This window comes from Burkholderia sp. Ac-20379, from assembly GCF_017104645.1.
Lineage (GTDB): Bacteria > Pseudomonadota > Gammaproteobacteria > Burkholderiales > Burkholderiaceae > Burkholderia.
In genome coordinates this window covers 1-21,048 of the sequence record NZ_JAAGPF010000078.1, presented here as the reverse complement: position 1 = coordinate 21,048, position 21,048 = coordinate 1, and the positions used below count along the sequence as shown (strand labels likewise).

The 21,048-nt window shown below is 68.6% G+C and carries 18 protein-coding genes and 1 pseudogene; 8 read left to right on the top strand and 11 right to left on the bottom strand.

Going from position 1 to position 21,048, the window contains the following annotated elements; genetic code table 11:
• The first annotated feature begins 266 nt into the window (after positions 1-266).
• Together G3N92_RS13120 and G3N92_RS13115 are read left to right on the top strand one after the other, a co-directional pair.
• A complete protein-coding gene (locus tag G3N92_RS13120) occupies positions 267-2,219 on the top strand; it encodes a thiamine pyrophosphate-dependent enzyme (RefSeq protein ID WP_206127953.1) in 1,953 nt (650 codons plus the stop codon).
• Between the two features lie 13 nt (positions 2,220-2,232).
• Positions 2,233-2,880: a c-type cytochrome gene (locus G3N92_RS13115; protein WP_206127952.1), complete on the top strand. Its 648-nt coding sequence runs from the start codon at positions 2,233-2,235 to the stop codon at positions 2,878-2,880.
• Here G3N92_RS13115 and G3N92_RS13110 read toward each other — a convergent pair.
• From G3N92_RS13110 to G3N92_RS13100, 3 genes are all read right to left on the bottom strand, one after another.
• Positions 2,859-3,521, bottom strand: coding sequence for an isochorismatase family protein (locus tag G3N92_RS13110; protein WP_206127951.1), 663 nt, complete (start codon positions 3,519-3,521; stop codon positions 2,859-2,861). The genes G3N92_RS13115 and G3N92_RS13110 overlap by 22 nt on opposite strands.
• A 68-nt stretch (positions 3,522-3,589) precedes the next feature.
• Positions 3,590-4,648: an alpha/beta hydrolase gene (locus tag G3N92_RS13105; protein ID WP_206127950.1), complete on the bottom strand. Its 1,059-nt coding sequence runs from the start codon at positions 4,646-4,648 to the stop codon at positions 3,590-3,592.
• A gap of 8 nt (positions 4,649-4,656) precedes the next feature.
• Positions 4,657-6,075, bottom strand: a complete 1,419-nt coding sequence (locus tag G3N92_RS13100; RefSeq protein WP_206127949.1) for an amidase — start codon at positions 6,073-6,075, stop codon at positions 4,657-4,659.
• Between the two features lie 125 nt (positions 6,076-6,200).
• On the opposite strand from G3N92_RS13100, the gene G3N92_RS13095 reads away from it, so the two are divergent.
• The 5 genes from G3N92_RS13095 to G3N92_RS13075 all read left to right on the top strand — a co-directional run bounded on the left by G3N92_RS13095 (position 6,201) and on the right by G3N92_RS13075 (position 12,064).
• On the top strand, positions 6,201-6,779 hold the full coding sequence (locus tag G3N92_RS13095) for a TetR/AcrR family transcriptional regulator (RefSeq protein ID WP_206127948.1): 579 nt from the start codon (positions 6,201-6,203) through the stop codon (positions 6,777-6,779).
• A 237-nt stretch (positions 6,780-7,016) separates the two neighbouring features.
• On the top strand, positions 7,017-8,324 hold the full coding sequence (locus G3N92_RS13090; RefSeq protein ID WP_206127947.1) for an MFS transporter: 1,308 nt from the start codon (positions 7,017-7,019) through the stop codon (positions 8,322-8,324).
• Between the two features lie 73 nt (positions 8,325-8,397).
• Positions 8,398-9,339 (top strand): dihydrodipicolinate synthase family protein, encoded by a 942-nt coding sequence (locus tag G3N92_RS13085; protein ID WP_206127946.1) that lies wholly within the window; start codon positions 8,398-8,400, stop codon positions 9,337-9,339.
• Between the two features lie 40 nt (positions 9,340-9,379).
• Entirely contained in the window at positions 9,380-11,131 is a 1,752-nt protein-coding gene (locus tag G3N92_RS13080) for an IlvD/Edd family dehydratase (RefSeq protein WP_206127945.1), read from the top strand.
• 9 nt (positions 11,132-11,140) lie between these two features.
• Complete coding sequence (locus tag G3N92_RS13075) at positions 11,141-12,064, top strand: 2-hydroxyacid dehydrogenase (RefSeq protein ID WP_206127944.1); 924 nt, start codon at positions 11,141-11,143, stop codon at positions 12,062-12,064.
• Between the two features lie 47 nt (positions 12,065-12,111).
• Here G3N92_RS13075 and G3N92_RS13070 read toward each other — a convergent pair whose 3' ends face one another.
• Complete coding sequence (locus G3N92_RS13070; protein WP_206127943.1) at positions 12,112-12,987, bottom strand: LysR family transcriptional regulator; 876 nt, start codon at positions 12,985-12,987, stop codon at positions 12,112-12,114.
• 192 nt (positions 12,988-13,179) lie between these two features.
• Entirely contained in the window at positions 13,180-13,794 is a 615-nt protein-coding gene (locus G3N92_RS13065) for a GNAT family N-acetyltransferase (RefSeq protein WP_206127942.1), read from the bottom strand.
• A gap of 204 nt (positions 13,795-13,998) precedes the next feature.
• Between G3N92_RS13065 and G3N92_RS13060 the strand changes: the two genes are divergently transcribed.
• Entirely contained in the window at positions 13,999-15,603 is a 1,605-nt protein-coding gene (locus G3N92_RS13060; RefSeq protein WP_206127941.1) for an ABC transporter substrate-binding protein, read from the top strand.
• 10 nt (positions 15,604-15,613) lie between these two features.
• On the opposite strand, the gene G3N92_RS13055 is transcribed toward G3N92_RS13060, so the two are convergent.
• From G3N92_RS13055 to G3N92_RS13030, 6 genes and pseudogenes are all read right to left on the bottom strand, one after another.
• A complete protein-coding gene (locus G3N92_RS13055) occupies positions 15,614-16,369 on the bottom strand; it encodes a lipoate--protein ligase family protein (RefSeq protein WP_206127940.1) in 756 nt (251 codons plus the stop codon).
• A gap of 30 nt (positions 16,370-16,399) precedes the next feature.
• Complete coding sequence (locus G3N92_RS13050) at positions 16,400-17,467, bottom strand: 2,3-butanediol dehydrogenase (protein ID WP_206127939.1); 1,068 nt, start codon at positions 17,465-17,467, stop codon at positions 16,400-16,402.
• Between the two features lie 88 nt (positions 17,468-17,555).
• Entirely contained in the window at positions 17,556-18,668 is a 1,113-nt protein-coding gene (locus G3N92_RS13045) for an acetoin dehydrogenase dihydrolipoyllysine-residue acetyltransferase subunit (RefSeq protein WP_206127938.1), read from the bottom strand.
• Positions 18,668-19,684, bottom strand: a complete 1,017-nt coding sequence (locus tag G3N92_RS13040) for an alpha-ketoacid dehydrogenase subunit beta (protein WP_206127937.1) — start codon at positions 19,682-19,684, stop codon at positions 18,668-18,670. The genes G3N92_RS13045 and G3N92_RS13040 overlap by 1 nt, the downstream gene beginning before the upstream one ends.
• A gap of 66 nt (positions 19,685-19,750) precedes the next feature.
• Positions 19,751-20,752, bottom strand: coding sequence for a thiamine pyrophosphate-dependent dehydrogenase E1 component subunit alpha (locus tag G3N92_RS13035; protein ID WP_206127936.1), 1,002 nt, complete (start codon positions 20,750-20,752; stop codon positions 19,751-19,753).
• Between the two features lie 59 nt (positions 20,753-20,811).
• Positions 20,812-21,048, bottom strand: a pseudogene (locus tag G3N92_RS13030) (hypothetical protein); the annotation flags it as partial.

The window sequence follows — 21,048 nt, the reverse complement described above, 5'->3', positions numbered from 1 at the left end:
TCAATGTAAGCGTCTTGTAGAGGAATACCTAATATGTACTGCCGCTCACGCCATAAGTTTTCGTTAAGCTAAGGGTTTCCACATAGGCCTCCCGACGACCGGGCAAGCACGTGTCGAACGCCATATGCATAAACCCCTAGCTTAACGAGAACTTATGGCCGACGACGCAGTTCATATTGAGGCGCGCAACCGGCGCTCGCTTACATTGACGCTCATTCGATGCGGTGTTCGCGATCATCGAACCATCCCGAAGAGGAGCGGAGACAATGGCAGGACGACGTACGTTTCTGAAGGAAGCGCTGGCCAGCGGCACGGCCGTCGCGCTGGCGAAACCGGGCGTGGGCATCGCGCAGGAACGCGCCGCCGCAAAGCCCGGCCCGGCGATCGGCAAGCCTTCCGCCGCGCTGGTCGCGGCCGAAACCGGGCTGCCCTCGCTCGATGAAGCGCCCGCCGCCGACGCCGCGCATATCGGCAACCCCGGCTCCGATTTCATGGTCGATCTGCTCAGGATCGCCGGCATCGACTACGTGGCGGCGATGCCGGGTTCGACGTTTCGCGGCATTCACGAATCGATCGTCAATTACGCGGGCGACACGCAGCCGCAACTGATCGTGTGCACGCACGAGGAAGCGTCGGCCGCCATCGCGCACGGTTATGCGAAGGTGGCCGGCAAGCCGATGGCCTGCCTCGTGCACAGCACGGTAGGGCTGCAACATGCGTCGATGGCGATCTACAACGCGTGGTGCGATCGCGTGCCGGTGATGGTGCTGGCCGGCAATATCGCCGATGCGGCCAAGCGTCGGCCCGGCGTGGAGTGGTATCACACGGCGCAGGATCTCGGCGCGCTGGTGCGCGACTACACGAAATACGACGATTACCCGGTGTCGCTCCAGCATTACGCCGAATCGTTCATGCGCGCGCAGGCGATGTCGGTCACGCCGCCGATGGCGCCGGTGCTGATCGTGGCCGATGCCGAGTTGCAGGAGCAACCGATCGGGCATCCTCACGATCTGCGCGTGCCGCCGCTGCGCGTCGTGTCGCCGCCGGTGGCGAGCCCCGAGGCGCTGGCCCGGGCCGCCGCGATGCTGTGCAACGCGGCCTCGCCCGTGATCGTCGCGGATCGCGCGGTGCGCGACCAGGCCGCGATGGACACGCTCGTGAGGCTCGCCGAAACGCTGAACGCGCCCGTCGTCGATCTGCTCGCGCGCATGAATTTCCCGACCAGTCACTACCTGAATCATTCGTCGATGCAGGCGCGCCTGCTCGCGCAGGCCGACGTGATTCTCGCGCTCGAGGTGGGCGACGTGTGGTCGCTCACGGGCACCGTGCCCGACACCATCGAGCGGCCGGCCAAGCCGCGCGCGAAGCCCGGCGCGGCGCCCGCGAACGTCATCAGCCTCTCCACCGCCTATCTGTACGGCAAGTCGAACATGGGCGACGCGGAGCGCTTCGCCGCGCCCGCGCTCCCGATCGGCGCCGATGCGCACGCCTCGCTGCCGGGCCTGCTGCAGGCCGTGCAAGCCACGCTCACGCCGGCCCGGCGCCAGACCATCGACGCGCGCCGGCCCGCCATGCAGCGCGCCTTCGACACGATGCGCGCCAACGCGCGCGACGCCGCCACGCGCGGCTGGGACGCCGCCCCGATCAGCACCGCGCGCCTGTCGGCCGAAGTCTGGCACGCGATCCGTCACGAGGATTGGGCGCTCGTCTCGCCGACCGGCGCGATCAGCCAGTGGCCGCAGCGCCTGTGGGATTTCACGAAGACGTACCAGTTCATCGGCGCGGGCGGCGGTTACGGCGTGGGCTATGCCGCGCCGGCCGCCGTGGGCGCGGCCATCGCGCATCGCGACGCGGGGCGCATCGCCGTCAGCATCCAGACCGACGGCGACCTGATGGTGCTGCCCGGCGTGCTGTGGACGGCCGCGCATCACGACCTGCCGCTCCTGTCGGTCATGCACAACAACCGCGCGTGGCATCAGGAGACGATGCATATCCAGCGCATGTCGAGCCGCCGCAACCGCCACCCCGAGCGCGGCACGATCGGCACGGTGCTGCAGGATCCGCCGATCGACTACGCGGCGATGGCGAGAAGCATGGGCGTCTGGGCGGAAGGCCCGATCACGAACCCGGCCGAGCTCGGCCCGGCGCTGGCGCGCGCCATGGCGGTCGTGAAGCGCGGCAAGCCCGCGCTGCTCGACGTGCTGACCCAACCCCGCTGACGAGGCTCGCACGATGAACCGTCTCACCCGCACCCACCTGCGCGCCGCGGCTGCGCTCGCCCTCGCACTGGCCTGCATGACGCCCGGCGTCTCGCCGGCCGCCGGGGATGCCGGGGCCGACGTGCAAGCCGGCCGCGCGCTGTTCATGAAGAACGGCTGCTACGAATGCCACGGCATCGTCGGGCAAGGCAGCATCTCCACCGGACCGGCGCTCGCGCCGCATCCGCTGCCGCTCGCGGCAATGCAGGCCTACGTGCATGCGCCGACCGGCCAGATGCCGCCGTTCGGCGAGACGATCCTCTCGAACGCCGACATCGCGCGCATTCACGCCTACCTCGCGTCGCTTCCCGCCAATCCGGCCGTGGCCGATATCCCGCTGCTGAACGACAGCGCGTCGAGCGTGCATGCGGCAGGCACGACGGCCGATGCGGACGCCGGCCGCAGCGCGTCGATCTACGCCGCGAATTGCGCCGGCTGCCACGGCGGGCAAGGCCAGGGCGGCGTGGGGCCGAAGCTGGCCGGCATCGGCGCGCGGCTCTCGCTCGACGGCGTGGCGTCGCGCATTCGTGAACCGTCCGGCATCATGCCGAAGCTCTACCCCACGCCGCTCGACGCGAACGACGTGCGCGCGGTGGCCCGCTACGTGATGTCGCTCGACTGACGCACGGCCGATGACAGCGTCCCCACCGCACGCCGATTGGAGTCGTAAATATTGTCCCCCGCCACATGCCGGGGATGCCTCAGGTTCTCCACCCATTCGCGCGTCTGCATCGTGGCCGCATAGGCCGATTCCATGATGATCGTGACGATGCGGTGCATCTCCTCCGCGCTTGCATGGCCGGCCTTGTTTTCGTAAGGCAGCGACCCGGCCGCGTCGGGCAGGAACTCCACGCGATAGCCCTTGTGCATCGCCTCGCGCATGGTGGCGTCGTTGCAGTTGTGCGTCATGTAGCCGACCACGGTCAGCGTATCGACGGCGTATTCGGTCAGCCAATCCTCGAACCCGGCCGCCGAGAACACGCTCGGCAGCACCTTGTCGACGACGAGATCGTGCGGACGCTCGGCCACCGACGCATGCAGCGCGGCGCCCGCGCTGCCCTCGGCGAAAATCGGCGCGCTGGCGGGCAGGACATGCCTGACGAGCACGACGGGCACGCCGTTCGCATTGGCGGCATCGATCGCGGCGGCGATGTTGGACAGCGACGATTCGACCGGCGGATAAGTAATCCGGAAATTGCCGTCGACGTATTCGTTCTGCACGTCGATGACGATCAACGCGCGGCGGGGTGAGGCTTCGGACATGGTGCGACCTTCTGAAGAAGCCGTCGGCGAGCGACGGCAGTTGAGTGATGCCCAGGTACGAAACCGGGCTATAACGCGACGGCCTCCAACACCGCCTCGGCAAACGCCTGCGGCGCTTCCTGCGGCAGGTTGTGACCGATGCCGCCCGTAACCTCGCGATGCCGGTACTTGCCGGTGAACTGCTTCGCATAGGCCGCCGGCGGCTGATGCGGCGCGCCGTTCGCGTCGCCCTCCAGCGTGATGGCGGGCACGGCGATCGCGGGCGCGCGCGCCAGCCGCTGCTCGAGCGCGTCGTATTGCGGATCGCCCTGCGCCAACCCCAACCGCCAGCGATAGTTGTGGATCACGATGGCGACGTGATCGGGGTTGTCGAAGGCCTGGGCCGTGCGCAGGAACGTGGCGTCGTCGAACCGGAAGCGCGGCGACGCGCGCCGCCACACCAGCTCGTTGAAGCCGTTGCGATCGGCCGCGTAACCGGCCGCGCCGCGCTCGGTGGCGAAGTAGAACTGGAACCAGGCCTGCAGTTCGAGCTGCGGCGGCAGCGGCTTGCGGCTCGCGGCCTGGCTGGAGATCAGATAGCCGCTGGCCGACACCAGCGCGCGGCAACGCTCGGGCCACAACGCGGCCACGATGTTGGCGGCGCGGCCGCCCCAGTCGAATCCGGCGAGCACGGCGCGATCGATCTTCAGCGCGTCCATCAGCGCGATCAGGTCGGCCGCGAACACCGCCTGCTGGCCGTTGCGCGGCGCGTCGGCGGCAACGATGCGCGTGGTGCCGTAGCCGCGCAGGTACGGCACGATCACGCGGTAACCGGCCGCGGCCAGGATCGGCGCCACCTCGGCGAAGCTGTGGATGTCGTGCGGCCAGCCGTGCAGCAGGATCGCGACCGGCCCGCCGGCCGGCCCGGCCTCGGCATAGCCGACGTTCAAGCCGCCGGCGTCGATCTGGCGGATCGGGCCGAACGCGGCGTTGGCGGCCGCCGCCCGGCCGGGCGGCCAGGCGTAGCGAGACGATGCCTGCGCCGGGGCCGCGCCGGCCAGGTCGAGCAGGGTCAGCGCGGCCAGGGCCGAGCCGCCGCCCAGCAGCCGGCGGCGGCGGCGATCGAGTGGATCGAATGAATCGGTCATGACCGCGCTCAGAGGCTCGACAGATCCGGATTCAGGCCGCGCACCGGGCTCACGCTTTCGAGTTGCGCGGCCAGATGCAGCAGCGTCGATTCGGCCAGCCACGGCGCCACCAGTTGCACGCTGACCGGCAGGCCCTCGCTGCTCGTGCCGAAGCGCATCGAGAGGCCCGGCAAGCCGGTCAGGTTCAACGGCGCGGTGGCGTGCATGACGTGCAGCGACGACACGCGCTGGCCGTTGATGACGAATTCCGCCGCGTCGTGGCCGTGCGCGGCCACCGGCGTCACCGGGCAGATCAATGCATCGTACTGCTGAAAGTATTGGGCAAAGCCGTCGCGCAGCGCTTCGATCTGCTGCTCGGCCGCGACGAAATCCTCGATCGGCGTATCGGGCGTGTCGAACACGGCCTGCGCATGCTTGAAGACCTTGTCATCGTGGCCGGCCACCGCCTTGCGGAACAGCGGCTTGGTTTCCATCGCCTGCAGCTTCCAGAGCACGTCGACGGCATCGACCTGTTCCAGCACCGGAATGCCGACCGGCTCGACGATCGCGCCGCTTGCCTTCAGCGCCTCGGCCGCGGCCTGCACGGCCCTGGCGACGTCGTCGTCCACCGGGCCGAAGTAGCCCTGATCGACGAGCCAGCCCACCCGCAGCGGGCGCTGGAGGCCCGCGCCCACGCCGGCGTCGAGCGCGAGCGGGCTGGACGAGAAGCCGTCCGCGCCGTCGGGGCCGGCCAGCAGCGAGTAGGCCAGCGCGACGTCGCGCACCGTGCGCGCCATCGGGCCGACGTGCCAGAAACGGCGCGGCTCGCGCGGCCACAGGCCCGTCATCGGAATGCGCCCGTGGCTGGCCTTGAGGCCGACGATGCCCGTCATCGCCGCCGGGCCGCGCACCGAGATCGCCACATCGCTGCCAAGCCCGATCGGCGCCATGCCCGCCGCGATCGCGGCCGATTCCCCGCCGCTGGAACCGCCCGGCGTGCGATCGAGATTCCACGGATTGCGCGTGCGGCCCGTCAGCAGGTTGTCGGTTTCGATCCAGTACGAGAACTCGGGCAGATTCGTTTTCGCGAGCAGGATGCCGCCGGCCTGCTTCAGGCGCGTGACGGTGGTGGCGTCCGCGTCGGGCACGCGGCCCGCGAAGATCGGCGAGCCGCGCTGCGTCTTCACGCCGGCCGTGTCGATCGAATCCTTGGCCGTGAACGGCACGCCGTGCAGCGGGCCCAGCGCGTCGCCGCGCATCACGGCCGCCTCGGCCTGCCGCGCGGCGTCGAGCGCGCGGTCGGCCACCGTGACGATCGCGTTGAGCTTCGGATCCACGGCTTCGATGCGATCCAGGTGCGCCTGCACCACTTCCACGGGCGAAACCGCCTTGGTGCGGATCATTTCCGCGAGCGTGGTTGCATCCTGATAGAACAGTTCGGACTTCATGGCTTGCCTTTCAAATGAGTCGATGGGGAGCGGACAAAGTCAGGACAAGAGGCTACCTAACGTTTGTTAGGTGAGATCCTAGAAGGTTATACTTCGGCTCGTCAACACTTTTTTCGGGGCAAGCGATGAAGGATCAGACGGGCCAGAACTCCAGCGACAGGATCCTGGCGGCGGCCACGCGGATCGCGCAGGCGCATGGATACAGCGGATTGAACGTCCGCCTGCTGGCGGAGGATGTCGGGATCAAGGCGGCGAGCCTCTATCACCATTTCCCGAGCAAGGCCGATCTGGCGGCGGCGGTGGCGAAGCGCTACTGGGAAGATGCGGCGGCGATCCTCGACAACCTCGCGGCCGAAACCGACGATCCCGTCGAATGCCTGCGCCGCTATCCGTCGGTGACGTTCCGCCCGTCGCTCGAGAACGGCAACCGGATGTGCATGGCCAGCTTCATGAGCGCCGAACACGACGATCTGCCCGAGGTGGTGCAGCGCGAAGTGCAGGCGTTTTCCGAGGTCAACATCGAATGGCTGCGCAAGACCTTGCTGGCCGCGAAGCTCGCCGGGCCGAAGGAGGCCAAGGCGCGCGCGCGCGCGATCTTCGCGGCGATCGCCGGCGCGCAGTTGGTGGCGCGCGGCCGCGCGGACATCGCGCTGTTCGATGCGCTGATCGACAGCTATCGCGCGTGCGGGTTGCTGCCGAAGTGAAAACGGCCGGCGACGCCCTTCCGCCGGCCTCGAACCCAAATAATTTTTCGTTCTGAATAGCGCGTTACAGCCTTCTTGTCACGCGCGGACATTGCAATACTTCTGTCGCACAGTCGGCCTCGACCTGACCCGGCATCCGCCCCGCGCTACGCGGGCCGATGACCGGCGGCGCTGGCCGGCGTGAACGACAATGCCCGCGCCGCACACCGCGGCGGGGCAGACACAGGAGACAACGCAATGTCCACACACCCCGCCATGCCGGTCGGCGCCGCCGATCCCGGCGCCGACGCAACGTTCCGCCGGGCCGCCTGGCGATTCATGCCGCTGCTGTTCGTCTGTTACGTGGTGGCTTATCTCGACCGCGTCAACGTGGGCTTCGCCAAGCTGCAGATGCTCAACGATCTGCATTTCAGCGACGCCGTCTACGGCCTCGGCGCCGGCCTGTTCTTCGTCGGCTACTTTTTCTTCGAGGTCCCGAGCAACCTGCTGCTGCACCGCCTCGGCGCGCGCCGCTGGATCGCCCGCATCATGGTGACGTGGGCGATCCTCTCGCTGATGACCGCGTGGGTTTCGACGCCGTTCATGTTCTACGCCGTGCGCTTCCTGCTCGGCATCGCGGAAGCCGGCTTCTTCCCCGGCATGATCCTGTACCTCACCTACTGGTTTCCGTCGCACCGGCGCGGCAAGATGACGGCCGTGCTGATGGCCGGCAACCCCGTGTCGGGCATCGTGGGCGGCCCGCTGTCCGGTTTCATCATGCATGCATTCGGCGGCGTGGCCGGGCATGCCGGCTGGCAATGGCTGTTCGTCATCGAGGCGCTGCCGGCGGCGGTGCTCGGCGTGGCGGTGTATTGCTTCCTCGACGACCGCGTGCAGGACGCACGCTGGCTCGGCGACGCCGAGAAATCGCACATCCTGAGCGAGATCCAGAACGACAAATCGGTCGCCACCCACGGCTCGGTGAAGGCGGTGTTCGCCTCGGGCCGGGTCTGGCTGCTGTGCCTGATCCTGTTCGGCATCATCATGGGCTCCTACGCGATCGGCTTCTGGCAGCCGACCATCATCAAGAGCTCGGGCATCAACGATCCGCTCACGGTGGGCCTGCTGACGATCATCCCCTACACCGCGGCATTGTTCGCCATGCTGATCGTCGGCCGCCACGCCGACCGCACCCGCGAACGGCGCTGGCACGTCAGCGCGCCCGCGCTGCTCGCCGCCGCCGGCTTCTGCCTGTGCGCGTTCAGCGGCAACCAGCTGCTGCCCGCGATGATCGGGCTCACGCTCGCGGCGGTCGGCGTGATCTCCGCGCTGCCGATGTTCTGGGCCCTGCCGACGTCGTTCCTCGGCGGCACCGGCGCCGCGGCCGGCATCGCGCTGATCAACTCCACCGGCAACCTCGCCGGGTTCGTCAGCCCGGCCGTGATCGGCTGGCTGAAGACCGAGACCCACACGCTGGCGTCCGGCCTCTATCTGGTGGCGGGCACGCTCACGCTGTCTGCATTGCTGATCCTCGCCTTCATGCCCGCGCGTCTCGTCAACCGATGACACCCGTCAGCCCCGCATGCGCGCCGAACCGGCGATGCGGAGCGGCCCTTTCACGCACACTCGGAGCCTGCTCATGACTTCTCCCCGCCCCCAACGCCTGCGCGGCGTGCTCGCCCCGGTCGTCACGCCGTTTCGCGACACGCTCGCCCCGAACGTCGACACGTTCGTCGCCCATTGCCGCTGGCTCGTCGGCAACGGCTGCGGCCTGGCGATCTTCGGCACCAACTCGGAAGCCAATTCGCTATCCGTCGGCGAGCGCATCGCGCTGACCGACGCGCTGCTCGAAGCCGGCGTGCCCGCCTCGGCGATGATGCCCGGCACCGGCGCCTCGGCGCTGCCCGACACGGTGCAACTGACGCGCCACGCGGTGCAGGCCGGCGCGGCCGGCGCGCTGATGTTGCCGCCGTTCTTCTACAAGAACGTGTCCGACGAGGGCCTGTTCGCCTACTACTCGGAAGTGATCGAGCGCGTGGGCGACGCGCGGCTCGCGCTGTATCTCTATCACATCCCCGCGCTGTCGGGCGTGCCCATCACGCTGAACCTGATCGAGCGGCTGTTCAAGCGTTATCCGGGCGCGCTCGCGGGCGTCAAGGATTCGTCGGGTGACTGGTCGAACACGCAGGCGATGATCGACGCGTTCGGCCGCGACGGCCTCGACATCTTCCCCGCCAGCGAGGCGCTGCTGAGCCGGGCGCTGCCGATCGGCGGCGCGGGCTGCATCAGCGCCACCGCCAACGTCAACCCGGCCAACATCGCTCAACTCTGCGAACGATGGAATACACCGGACGGCCCGGCGCTGCAGGACAAGGCATCGACGGTGCGCAGCCTGTTCCAGGCGCTGCCGATGATTCCCGCGATGAAGCACGCGCTCGCGCACTGGCACGACGACGCGGCCTGGCGCACGGTGCGCCCGCCGCTGACGGCGCTCGACGACGCCGCCGGGCGGCAACTGATCGCGCAACTGCAGGCCGCGCGGTTCGACATGCCCGGCCTGCGCGACGCCCGCCACGCATGACGGCCGCGCGCTCCGTTCACTCTTCTGGATCGACCTCATCATGACCGACAAGAAAGACTCCCCCGAATCCGCCGGCCCGGCAGCCGGCATGAAGCGCGGCCTGACCTCGTATGGCGACCAGGGCTTCTCGCTGTTCCTGCGCAAGGCGTTCATCAAGGGCGCGGGCTTCACCGATCGCGCGCTCGACCGCCCCGTGATCGGCATCGTCAACACCGGCAGCGGCTTCAATGCGTGCCACGGCAACATGCCCCAGCTGATCGAGGCCGTGAAGCGCGGCGTGATGCTGGCCGGCGGGCTGCCCGTGGACTTCCCGACCATCTCGATCCACGAGAGCTTCGCCGCGCCGACCTCGATGTACCTGCGCAACCTGATGTCGATGGACACCGAGGAGATGATCCGCGCCCAGCCGATGGATGCGGTGGTGCTGATCGGCGGCTGCGACAAAACGGTGCCGGCGCAGTTGATGGGCGCCGCGTCGGCCGGCATGCCGGCGATCCAGCTCGTGACCGGCGCGATGCTGACCGGCTCGCATCGCGGCGAGCGCGTGGGCGCGTGCACCGATTGCCGCCGCTACTGGGCAAAATTCCGCGCCAACGAAATCGACCAGGACGAGGTGGCCGACGTCAACAATCAGCTCGTCGCCAGCGTGGGTACCTGCTCGGTGATGGGCACGGCCAGCACGATGGCCTGCATCGCCGAGGCGCTCGGCATGACGGTGCCGGGCGGCGCCACGCCGCCGGCCGTCACGGCCGACCGGATTCGCGTGGCCGAGGAAACCGGCACGCTGTCGGTGAAGATGGCGATCGAGCGCCTGACGATCGACAAGATCCTGACGCCGCACGCATTCGAAAACGCGCTGCGCGTGCTGCTGGCGATCGGCGGCTCGACCAACGCGATCGTCCACCTTGCGGCGATCGCGGGCCGCCTCGGCCACAAGATCGATCTCGACGCGCTCGACAAGATGGGCAAGGAAACGCCGGTGCTGCTCGACCTGAAGCCCACCGGCCAGCACTACATGGAGGATTTCCACAAGGCGGGCGGCGTCGCGACGCTGCTGCGCGAACTGAAGCCGCTGCTCCATCTCGACGCGATGACGGTCAGCGGCCGCACGCTCGGCGAGGAGATCGAGGCGGCCGGCAAGCCGTTCCCTCAGGACGTCGTGCGTTCGTTCGGGAATCCGATCTATCCGCAGGGCGGGCTGGCGGTGCTGCGCGGCAACCTCGCGCCAGGCGGCGCGATCATCAAGCAATCGGCGGCCGACCCGACGCTGATGGAGCACGAAGGCCGCGCGGTGGTGTTCGAGAGCATCGAGGATCTCGTCGCGCGGATCGACGACGAGGCGCTGGACGTGACGGCTGACGACGTCCTGGTGCTGAAGAGCATCGGCCCGCTCGGCGCGCCGGGCATGCCCGAGGCCGGCTATATTCCGATTCCCCGCAAGCTCGCGCGGGCCGGCGTGAAGGACATGGTGCGCATTTCCGACGGCCGCATGAGCGGCACTGCGTTCGGCACCATCGTGCTGCACGTCACGCCCGAATCGGCGCTCGGCGGCCCGCTCGCGCAGGTGCGCTCAGGCGACCGCATCCGCCTGAGCGTCGCGCGCCGCGAAGTGTCGCTGCTGATCTCCGACGAGGAACTGGCCGCGCGCATGCGCGACAACCCGGTCGTGCGCCCCACCGCCGAGCGCGGCTACCGCAAGCTGTTCCTGCAGACGGTCACGCAGGCCGACGAAGGCGTCGATTTCGATTTCCTGCGCAGCGCCAGCCTCCAGCAACCCGGTACGAAAGAATAAGGAGGCGACGTGACGCGAAGCCAGGTACTGAAAATCGGCGCGTTTCCCGACGCGCTGGCGCCGACGATCGACGCCGAGCTCGACTGCCACTCGGAGGCCGCGCTGGAGCGCGATCCGGCGCTGGCCGGCCGGATCGAGGCGATCATCACGCGCAGCAACTATCGGATCGCGCCCGAACTGATCGACGCGCTGCCGGCGCTGAAGATCATCGCCACCTCGGGCGTGGGCCACGACGGCATCCCGGTGGCGCATGCGAAGGCGCGCGGCATCGTCGTGACCAACACGCCGGGCGTGCTCGACGCGGCCGTCTGCGAACTCGCCGTCGGCCTGTTGCTGGCGCTGCTGCGCAAGATTCCGGCGATGGATCGCCACGTGCGCTCCGGCGCGTGGCGCGACGGGCCGTATCCGCTGACCAACGGGCTGGCCGGCAAGCGCGTGGGCATCGTCGGGCTCGGGCGAATCGGCAAGGGGATCGCGGCGCGGCTCGCGCCGTTCGACGTCGAGCTTGCCTATTGCGGCGGCGCCGCGCAGCCGGTGGCGTACCGGTGGCACGCCGACGCCGAAGCGCTCGCGGAACAGTCGGACATCCTGATCGTCTGCTGCCCCGGCGGCGCGGCCACGCATCGCCTGATCGGCGCTGCCGTGCTCGAACGCCTCGGGCCGCAAGGGTTTCTCGTCAACGTGGCGCGCGGCACCGTGGTGGACGAGGCGGCGCTGACGGCCGCGCTGACCTCGGGCACGATCCGCGGCGCGGCGCTCGACGTGTTCGAATCGGAGCCGCTGGCCGATTCGCCGTTGCGCGAAATGGCCAACACCGTGCTGACGCCGCATGCGGGATCGGCCACCGAGGAAACCCGCCGCACCATGCTGCGGCTCATGCTCGACAACGTGCATCGCGTGTTGTCCGGGGAAGCAGCGCTATCGGCGGTATGAAGCGGATCCGACGGCGCGCGGGCCTCGCATGGCCCGCACGCCGTCGATCAGCGCCGGCACTCCGCCAGCGCTGCCTCCACCAGCAGGCGCGTCAGCATCAGCCGCGGCGTGTGCCGCGCGATGATCAGGCCGATATGGCGGACCGGCGTGCGCTCGGGCAGCGGAATGCGCACGATCGACAGCCCGCTCTTCCACATCGCCGGCCAGTCGGGCAGCAGCGACACGCCGAGCCCGCGATCCACCAGCGTGGCGATCGCCAGCAGGCCATCGATCTCGAGGCGCTGTTTCGGGTGCAGGTTCGCGTCGCGGATGTACTTGTCGGCGAGCTGGCCGCCGAGCACCGAGCGGTCGTAGCGGATGAACGGTTCGGTTTCCAGAAGATCGTGCGCCTGCCGGCCCGCCATCGTGTCGTGCGCCACCACCACGAGCGGTTCCTCCGTCAACTCCACCCAGTCGCAGGTTTTCGGAATGGCAAACTGCGGCTCCACCACGATCGCCACGTCGAGTTCGCCCGCGGCCACCTTGCGGCACAGCTCGATCGACGCGCCGGGCTCGACGAAGATCTTCGTATCGGGATATTTGCCGTAGACGCGCTGCAGGACCGCCGGCAGTACGCTGACCATCGCGGACACGAACACGCCGAGCCGCAGCTCGCCGATGGCGGCCTCGCCGCCCTGCGCAAGCGCGTGCATGTCGCGCACCGACCGCAACACGGCGTGCGCGCTGTCGAGCACCTTCTGCCCTTCCGGCGTGGCCCTCACATAGCGCCCGGAGCGCTGGATCAGGCTGGTGCCCAGATCCTGTTCGAGCGAGTGAATACGCGCGGCCACGGCGCTGGCCGTCAGATCGAGGCGGCGCGCGGCCTCCGCGAGCGAGCCGCATTCCAGCACGGCGACGAAGCTCTGAATGTATCGAATGTCCATGACGGATTCCAGTCGGCCCTGCGAATACCGCGCCACCCGGATTGCTGCCGCGCGCAGGCGATCAAATCGCATGATTTCACAACGATTTCGCCGGCCGGATCGCAAATAATTTTGTGCTGTCAACGCAAAATTTTCGCGCTTTCGCGGCCGCCGGGGTTACACCGCCGCAAGGCCGCCACCCTCGCCGGCCGCTTACACGGCACGGCGCGACAGGATCCAATAGGGCCGCCCCGTCACAGCCTCGAAACACTCGGCTTCGTGCGCGAATCCGAGCCGTTCGTAGAACGGAATGCTCAATGGATTGAAGGTCTCGAGAAAGCACGCCGCGCCGAGTCGGTCCGCGCGGGCCAGGGTCGGTTCGAGCATGACCTGCGCGAGCCCCCGCCCCCGCGCCTCGGCGCGCACGCCGAGAATCGACAGATACCAGGCATTCGCCAGATGGGCCGGCACGCGCGCCGCCATCGCCTCGCAAATCCGCGCATAGTTGCCGTAACCGTCCGGCCCGAGCAGCGCTTCGAGCGCGCGGTTGCGCGCTGCGCCGTGCCGGGCGACGTCGGCCGCGCCGGCTTCGTTCGTGACCCAGACGGCCGCGCCGTCCGCGCCTGTCGATCGAACCTCGCCGACCGCGCGCGCTTCCTCGATCGCCAGCTCGAAATACCGAGCCAGCACCTGCCGCCGCCGCACGGCGTCGACCTCGAACGCAACCGTCACCGCGCGATAGAACGGATCGTCGGCAAACGCCTGCGCAAGCGAATCGCACACGGCGGAGGCGGAAGACAGCGGAGAAAGCGACGCGGGTGCATGCATGATCGATCGGGCGACAAGACGGTGGGTGGGGAGGCGACGACAACGAACGCCGATCATACCGCCACTCCCGGCCGTTATTCCCCCGCCACGTTTCGATATACGAATTCGTCGGTTCCCGATGCGCGCATTTCACCCTATCGTGCTCGCCGAGCCGGCCCGGCGGGCCGCGCCCCGATAGAGTGGTTTGACAAGGACCGGCATCCGATGACGCGCTTGAACCGACGCAGTTTCCTGATTTCCACGGGCGCGACGCTCGCCTCGGCCGGCGTGGCCGCGCCCGCATTCGCGCAGGGCAAGCCCGCACAGCGCCAGCGCGGCGGCACGCTGAACATGCTGATCAATCCCGAGCCGCCGGTGCTGGTGTCGATCTTCCAGACCACCGGCCCGGCGCTCGTGGCCAGCTCGAAGGTGATCGAGGGGCTGCTCGCCTACGATTTCGACCTGCATCCGCGCCCGCAACTGGCCACCGCCTGGAACGTCTCGCCGGACGGGCTCAAGTACACGTTCACGCTGCGCCGCAACGTCAAATGGCACGACGGCCAGCCGTTCACGTCGGCCGACGTGGCGTTCTCGATCGAGCTGCTGAAATCGATCCACCCGCGCGGCAAGAGCACGTTCGCGAACGTGGTGCGCGTGTCCACGCCCGATCCGCTGACGGCGGTGATCGACCTGTCGAAACCCGCGCCGTATCTGATCAAGGCGCTGTCGGCCGGCGAATCGCCGATCGTGCCGAAGCATCTGTACGCGTCGGGCGACCCGCTGACCAACCCGCACAACAACGCGCCGATCGGCACCGGGCCGTTCCGCTTCAAGTCGTGGACGCGCGGCGCGAACATCGTCTACGAACGCAATCCCGACTACTGGGACGCGGGCAAGCCGTACATCGATGCGCTCGTGTTCAAGGTGATTCCCGACGCGGCCGCGCGCTCGGCGGCGTTCGAAACCGGCGCGCTGGATCTGGGCGGCGAGAACCCGGTGCCGCTGTCGGATCTGCCGCGCCTGATCCAATTGCCGCAACTGACGCTGGAGACGCGCGGCTACCGCTTCCTGCAGCCGCAGGGCGAGATCGATTTCAACCTCGATCATCCGATCCTGAAGGACCTGCGCGTGCGCCAGGCGATCGCGCACGCGATCAACCCGGCGGTGGTGCAAAAGACGATCGCCTACGGCTACGCCGATATTTCGCCGACGCCGATCACGCCGGCCTCGCCATATCACGACGCCACGCTGAAGCCCTACGCGTTCGATCCCGCGCTCGCCGAGCAACTGCTCGATGCGGCCGGCCAGCCGCGCAGGAACGGCGGCGCGCGTTTCGCGCTCACGCACGACTACCTGCCGTACGGCGACACCCACCGGCGGCAGGCGGACTACGTGAAATCGGCGCTCGCACGCATCGGCATCGACGTGACGGTGCGCTCGCAGGATCTGCCGACGTTCCTGAAGCGCGTGTATGCGGATCGGCAGTTCGATTTCACGAGCATCGGCGTGAATACGCTGTTCGATCCGAGCGTGGGCGTGCAGCGGCTGTACTGGTCGAAGAACTTCCGGCCCGGCGTGCCGTTCTCGAACGCGCCGCATTACAGCAATCCGCAGGTGGATGCGCTGCTCGAAGCCGCCTCGGTGGAAACCGACGACGCGAAGCGCACCGCGCTGTTCCGGCAGTTCCAGCAGATCGTCTATCGCGATCTGCCGATCCTGAACCTGGTCGCGCCGCGCATGGCGACGCTCGCGAACCGGCGCGTGCACGATCACACGGTATCGGCGCAAGGGCTGGAGGGGAATCTGGCCGACGTGTGGCTGAGCGCCTGACGCGCTTCGCTCAGTCGTCCTCATCGGCGGGCGACGGCGCGGAGCGCACCTGCGCGCGCAACGCCGCGACAACCGTGTCCATCAGCCCGTCGCGCAACGGCGCGTCCGACCGGGACAGCGCCTGCCGCACGCTCACCACGCGCCGCGCGTCGTAGCGGCGGCCGCTGCCGATCGCGTCCTCGAACGCATTGGCACGCGCGTTGATCTCGCCGGGATCGGCATCGACCAGCAGCACCGCGTGCGCCAGCACGGCGTACCGGGGCTGGCTCGCATCGTCGGCGGATTTCACGCCGCGCCAGTATTGCGCGGTGCCGGCGATCTTGCGCGCATCGTCGGGCGGGCCCCAGGCGAGGTTGAAGCGGCCGTCGCAGAACGCGCCTTCGACGGCCTGCCAATGCGTGTGCAGCCCGAGCACGGCGAGCGCATCGCGCAGAATCCCGCACAGGTGCCGGTACACCGCCTCGGACAGCTCGCCCGCCGTGCCGTGCACCGGATAGGCGAGGCTCAGGTTCAGAATGCCCGGCCCTTGCGGCACGAGCCCGCCGCCGGACAGGCGCAGATGCACCGGGCAGCCGCGCGCCGCGAACTCGGCGCGCGCGGCCTCCAGCGCATCGAAGCGCCGGTAACTACGTGGCACCACCAGCGACGGCGGCGCCTGCCACAGATGCGCCACGCACCGGCCCGCCTCGGCCAGCGCGAGCAGCGCCGCCTCGGCCGCGAGCGGATCGGTTGCGTCCGCATCGAGTTCGATCCAGTCAAACGCCATGCGCGGCCCGCACGACGATCCCGCCCACGCTCATTTGAGCCTCGGCTGCACGACGATCTTCACGGCCGATTCGTTGTTGTGAATCAGCGTGTCGAAGCCCTGCGACACCAGATCGTCCAGCTGGATGCGCTGCGTGATGAACGGCGCGAGATCGATCTTGCCTTCCTCGACCAGCCGGATCGTCGCCTGGTGATCGTTGCAATAGGCGATCGTGCCGCGCACGTCCAGCTCCTTCATGACCACGCTGTGCACGTTGATCGTGGCCGGATGGCTCCAGATCGACACGATCACCACCACGCCGCTCGCCGAACTGGCGGCCACCAGCGTGTCGAGCACCTTGTTGACGCTCGAGCATTCGAACGCCACGTCCGCGCCCTTGCCGCCCGTCAGCTTCATGACTTCGGCCACCACGTCCACTTCGCTCGGATCGAGGATGTGATCGGCCACGCCCGCTTCGCGGGCCTTGGCCTTGCGCGCGGCGCTCAGCTCCGTGACGATGACGGTCAGCCCCGACGCCTTCAGGATCGCCGACAGCAGCAACCCGATCGGGCCCATGCCGCCCACCAGCGCCACGTCGCCGGCCTTCGCGCCGCTGCGCGTGAACGCATGATGGCCGACCGACAGCGGCTCGATCAGCGCGGCCTGATCGAGCGGGATCGCATTGGAGATCGGATGCACCCAGCGGCGCTTGACGGCGATCTTCTCGGACAGGCCGCCGCCGCGCCCGCCGAGCCCGATGAAGTTCATGTTCGGCGACAGGTGATACTTGTCGCCCGGCCCGGTCGGCACGTCGTCGGCCACGATGTACGGCTCCACCACCACGTGCTGGCCGATCGCGAGATCGGTCACGCCCTCGCCCACGGCGTACACCACGCCGGAAAACTCGTGGCCGAGCGTGACGGGCGCGGCCTCGCCCGAGATCGGATGCGGATGGCCGCACGGCGGGATGAAGATCGGCCCTTCCATGAATTCGTGCAGATCGGTGCCGCAAATCCCGCACCACGCCACCTCGATGCCGACGGTGCCCGGCGCGACCACCGGTTCCGGGATGTCCTCGATGCGGATGTCGCCTCGGTCGTAAAAACGTGCTGCTTTCATCGTTCGCATTCCTTCAGGTGTGTCGAATGAGTTCGTGCGGGCGCCGCCGCGCGCAGCAAGGCGCAGCGGCGCGACGGCGCCGCACGCGTCAACGGCTCAGATGCTCGCGCAGCAGCGCATTGACGTCGTTGGCCTTTTCCATTTGCGGCATGTGCCCCGCGCCGTCGAGCAGCGCCACCTTCGCGCCGTTCGGTGCTGCCTGCGCGTGGCCGCTCGGAATCACGCGGTCCTCGCTGCCCCAGATCGCCAGCACCGGCTTGCCGAAGCTGCCGAGATCGCGGCCCGGCAGCTCGCGCTGCCGGCCGCCGCCGAACAACTGGCTGCCGAGCGCGTCGAGCGCTTCGGTCACACCGTCGATGCGCTTGTACTTGAGCAGATCGTCGAGCATCTGGCGGCTGACCAGCGCCGTATCGGCGAACAGCAGCTCGGCCACCGGCTTCAGGTCGCGGCGCGAATCGGCCTTCACGAAGCCGTCGGTGTAGGCGGCGTTGACTTCCTCGCCGAAACCCGCGCTGCCGATCAGCGCCAGCGACGCCACCTTCCGCGGCGCCGTGACTGCCAATTGCGCGGCGATCCCGCCGCCCATCGAGTGGCCGACCAGATGCGCCGCCGGCACGCCGATCGCCTCCATGAAGCGCCCGACGAACGCGGCCTGCGCCTCGAGCGTCGTGCCGGCCAGCTTCACCGTGGATTGCCCGTGCGCCGGCAGGTCGAGCGCGATCGCCGGATGCCGCTCGGCCACCGCGTCGAGGTTGAACAGCCAGTTGTTCAGATCGCCGCCGAAGCCGTGAATGAACAGCACCGGCGTGCCCGCCTCCGGCCCGCGCCGCGCATAGCGCACGCGAATGCCGTCCACCTCGGCGAACTCGAACGCCGGGCCGGCGTCCTCCTCGCCGCCGCCGGCGGCCGGCACCTGGTAGGCGGCGATGAACGCATCAATCTCGGCATCGCTCACGGCCTGCTCGGCCAGCACCCCGAGCAGCGCCTTGACCGGCAGCGTCTCGCCGCTTTGCGCGACGATGCGGCGCAACAGCCCCGGGTCCGGCGCTTCCACGGCGTTCGAGATCTTGTCGGTCTCGACGTCGACCAGCGGCGTGCCGACCTCGATGCGCTCGCCTTCGCGCACCAGCCAGTCCTGCACCGTGCCCTCGCGCATCTCCAGCCCCCACTTGGGCATCACGACTGCGGTGATTTCGGCCATCAGTGCTGTCCTCCATTCATGGTGCGGCGCGCCGCCTCGGCGATCTGCGCGGCGCTCGGGATATACAGGTCTTCCAGCGTCGGCGAGAACGGCACCGGCGTATGCGGCGGGCAAACCATCTCGATGCCGGCCTTCAGCGCGCCGAACGCGTGCTGCGCGACCTGCGCCGAAATGTCGGTGGCGATGTTGCAGCGCGGGCTGGCCTCGTCCACCACCACCAGGCGGCCGGTGTTCTCGACGGTTTCGAGCACGGTGTCGATATCGAGCGGCGACAGCGTGCGCAGGTCGACGATCTCGGCCTCGATGCCCTCCTTGGCGAGCGTGGCCGCGGCCTCCAGCGCGCGGTGCACCATCAGCCCGTAGGTGACGATCGACACGTGCTTGCCGTCGCGCACGATGTTCGCTTCGCCGAACGGAATCGTGTACGACGCCTCCGGCACCTCGCCTTCGAGGCCGTACAGGTTCTTGTGCTCGCAGAAGATCACCGGATCGTTGTCGCGGATCGACTGGATCAGCAGCCCCTTGGTGTCGTACGGCGTGGACGGGCACACCACCTTGAGGCCGGGGATGTGCGTAAACAGCGGCGTGAGCATCTGGCTGTGCTGGGCGGCCGCGCGAAAGCCCGCGCCCACCATCGCGCGGATCACCACCGGCGTTTCGGCCTTGCCGCCGAACATGTAGCGGAACTTCGCGGCCTGGTTGTAGATCTGGTCGAAGCACACGCCCATGAAGTCGATGAACATCAGCTCGGCGATCGGCCGCATGCCGCACGCGGCCGCGCCGATCGCCGCGCCCACGTAGGCCGATTCGGACAACGGCGTGTCGAGCAGCCGGTCGCCGTGCTTGGCGTAGAGGCCCTTGGTCACGCCGAGCACGCCGCCCCACGCGTCCTTCTCGCCGTTCCCGCCGGCGCCGCCGACAATATCCTCGCCCAGCATGATCACGGTCGGGTCACGGGTCATTTCCTGGTCGATCGCTTCGTTGATCGCCAGCTTCATGCTCAATTTGCGGGCCATGTTTCTGTCTCCTGATTGATTGATCGCGTCGTTCGCGTCGGTCGCATCGATGAGTCGGCGGCTGGCTCAATACCGGACGTAGACGTCCGACAGCAGATCCTCCGGCCCGGGCAGCGGCGCGGCCTTGGCCTCCACCACCGAGCGCTCGATCAGCTCGGCCACCTCGCGGTCGATCGCGGCCAGCGCGTCGCGCGAGATCACCTCGGCGCGCGTCACGGCCTGCGCGAATTTCCTGATGCAATCCTTGTTGTTGCGGATGTCGTCCAGTTCGCCGGGCGCGCGGTAGGTTTGCGCGTCGCCCTCGAAGTGGCCGTAGAAGCGCACCGTCTTGCATTCGAGCAGCGACGGGCCGCCGCCTTCGCGCGCGCGCCGGATCACCTCGCCCGCCGCTTCGTGCACGGCGAAGAAATCGGTGCCGTCCACCGTCACGCCCGGAATGCCGAAGCCGGCGGCGCGGTCGACGTAGCTGTCCACGGCGGTGCCGTATTCGCGCGCGGTGGCCTCGGCGTAGCCGTTGTTCTCGATCACGAAGATCACCGGCAGGTTCCAGACCGCCGCGAGGTTCAGGCTTTCGAGGAAGGTGCCCTGGTTCGACGCGCCGTCGCCGCAGAACGTGATGCCGATTTCGCCCTTGCCGCGGAACTTCGCCGCCAGCGCCGCGCCGCAGATCAGCGGCGCGCCCGCGCCCAGGATGCCGTTGGCGCCCATCATCCCCTTCGACAGATCGGCGATGTGCATCGAGCCGCCCTTGCCGTTGCACGAGCCGCCCTTGCGCCCGTAGATCTCCTTCATCATCGCGACCGGATCGACGCCCTTCGCGATGCAGTGGCCGTGCCCGCGGTGCGTGCTGGCGATGCGGTCGCCGTCGCCCAAGTGATGCAGGATGCCGACGCCGGTCGCCTCCTCGCCGGCGTACAGGTGCACGAAGCCGGGAATGTCGCCGCGGCCGAAATCGACGTGCAGCCGCTCCTCGAACTCGCGGATCGTGCGCATCTTGCGATAGACCGAAAGCAGCGCCGCCTGGTCGAGCGGCAGCTGGCCCTGCCCTGCTGCGATGTCTGTTGCCATGCTTGTCTCCTGTTTCAGGTTGGTCTGGCGTGGGTGCGGAACCCGGATGCGGGCGGGCGTCAGCCCGCGCCGCCGCGCATCACCTGCGCGGCCGCCGCATGTCGCATGCAGGCGGCCACGTCGATGCTGCGGAATGCGTTTTCCTTCAGGGTGACGAACACTTCGTCCTGCGAATCGAAGGCCAGCTCGCGTTCGCCGTCGAGCGCGATCACGCCGGCCGGCTGCCGCACGCGAGATCGGCAGAGCGTCGTGTAGGGGACGAGTGTTGGTGGCAGGGTTGAGCTTGCGGGCCGCTG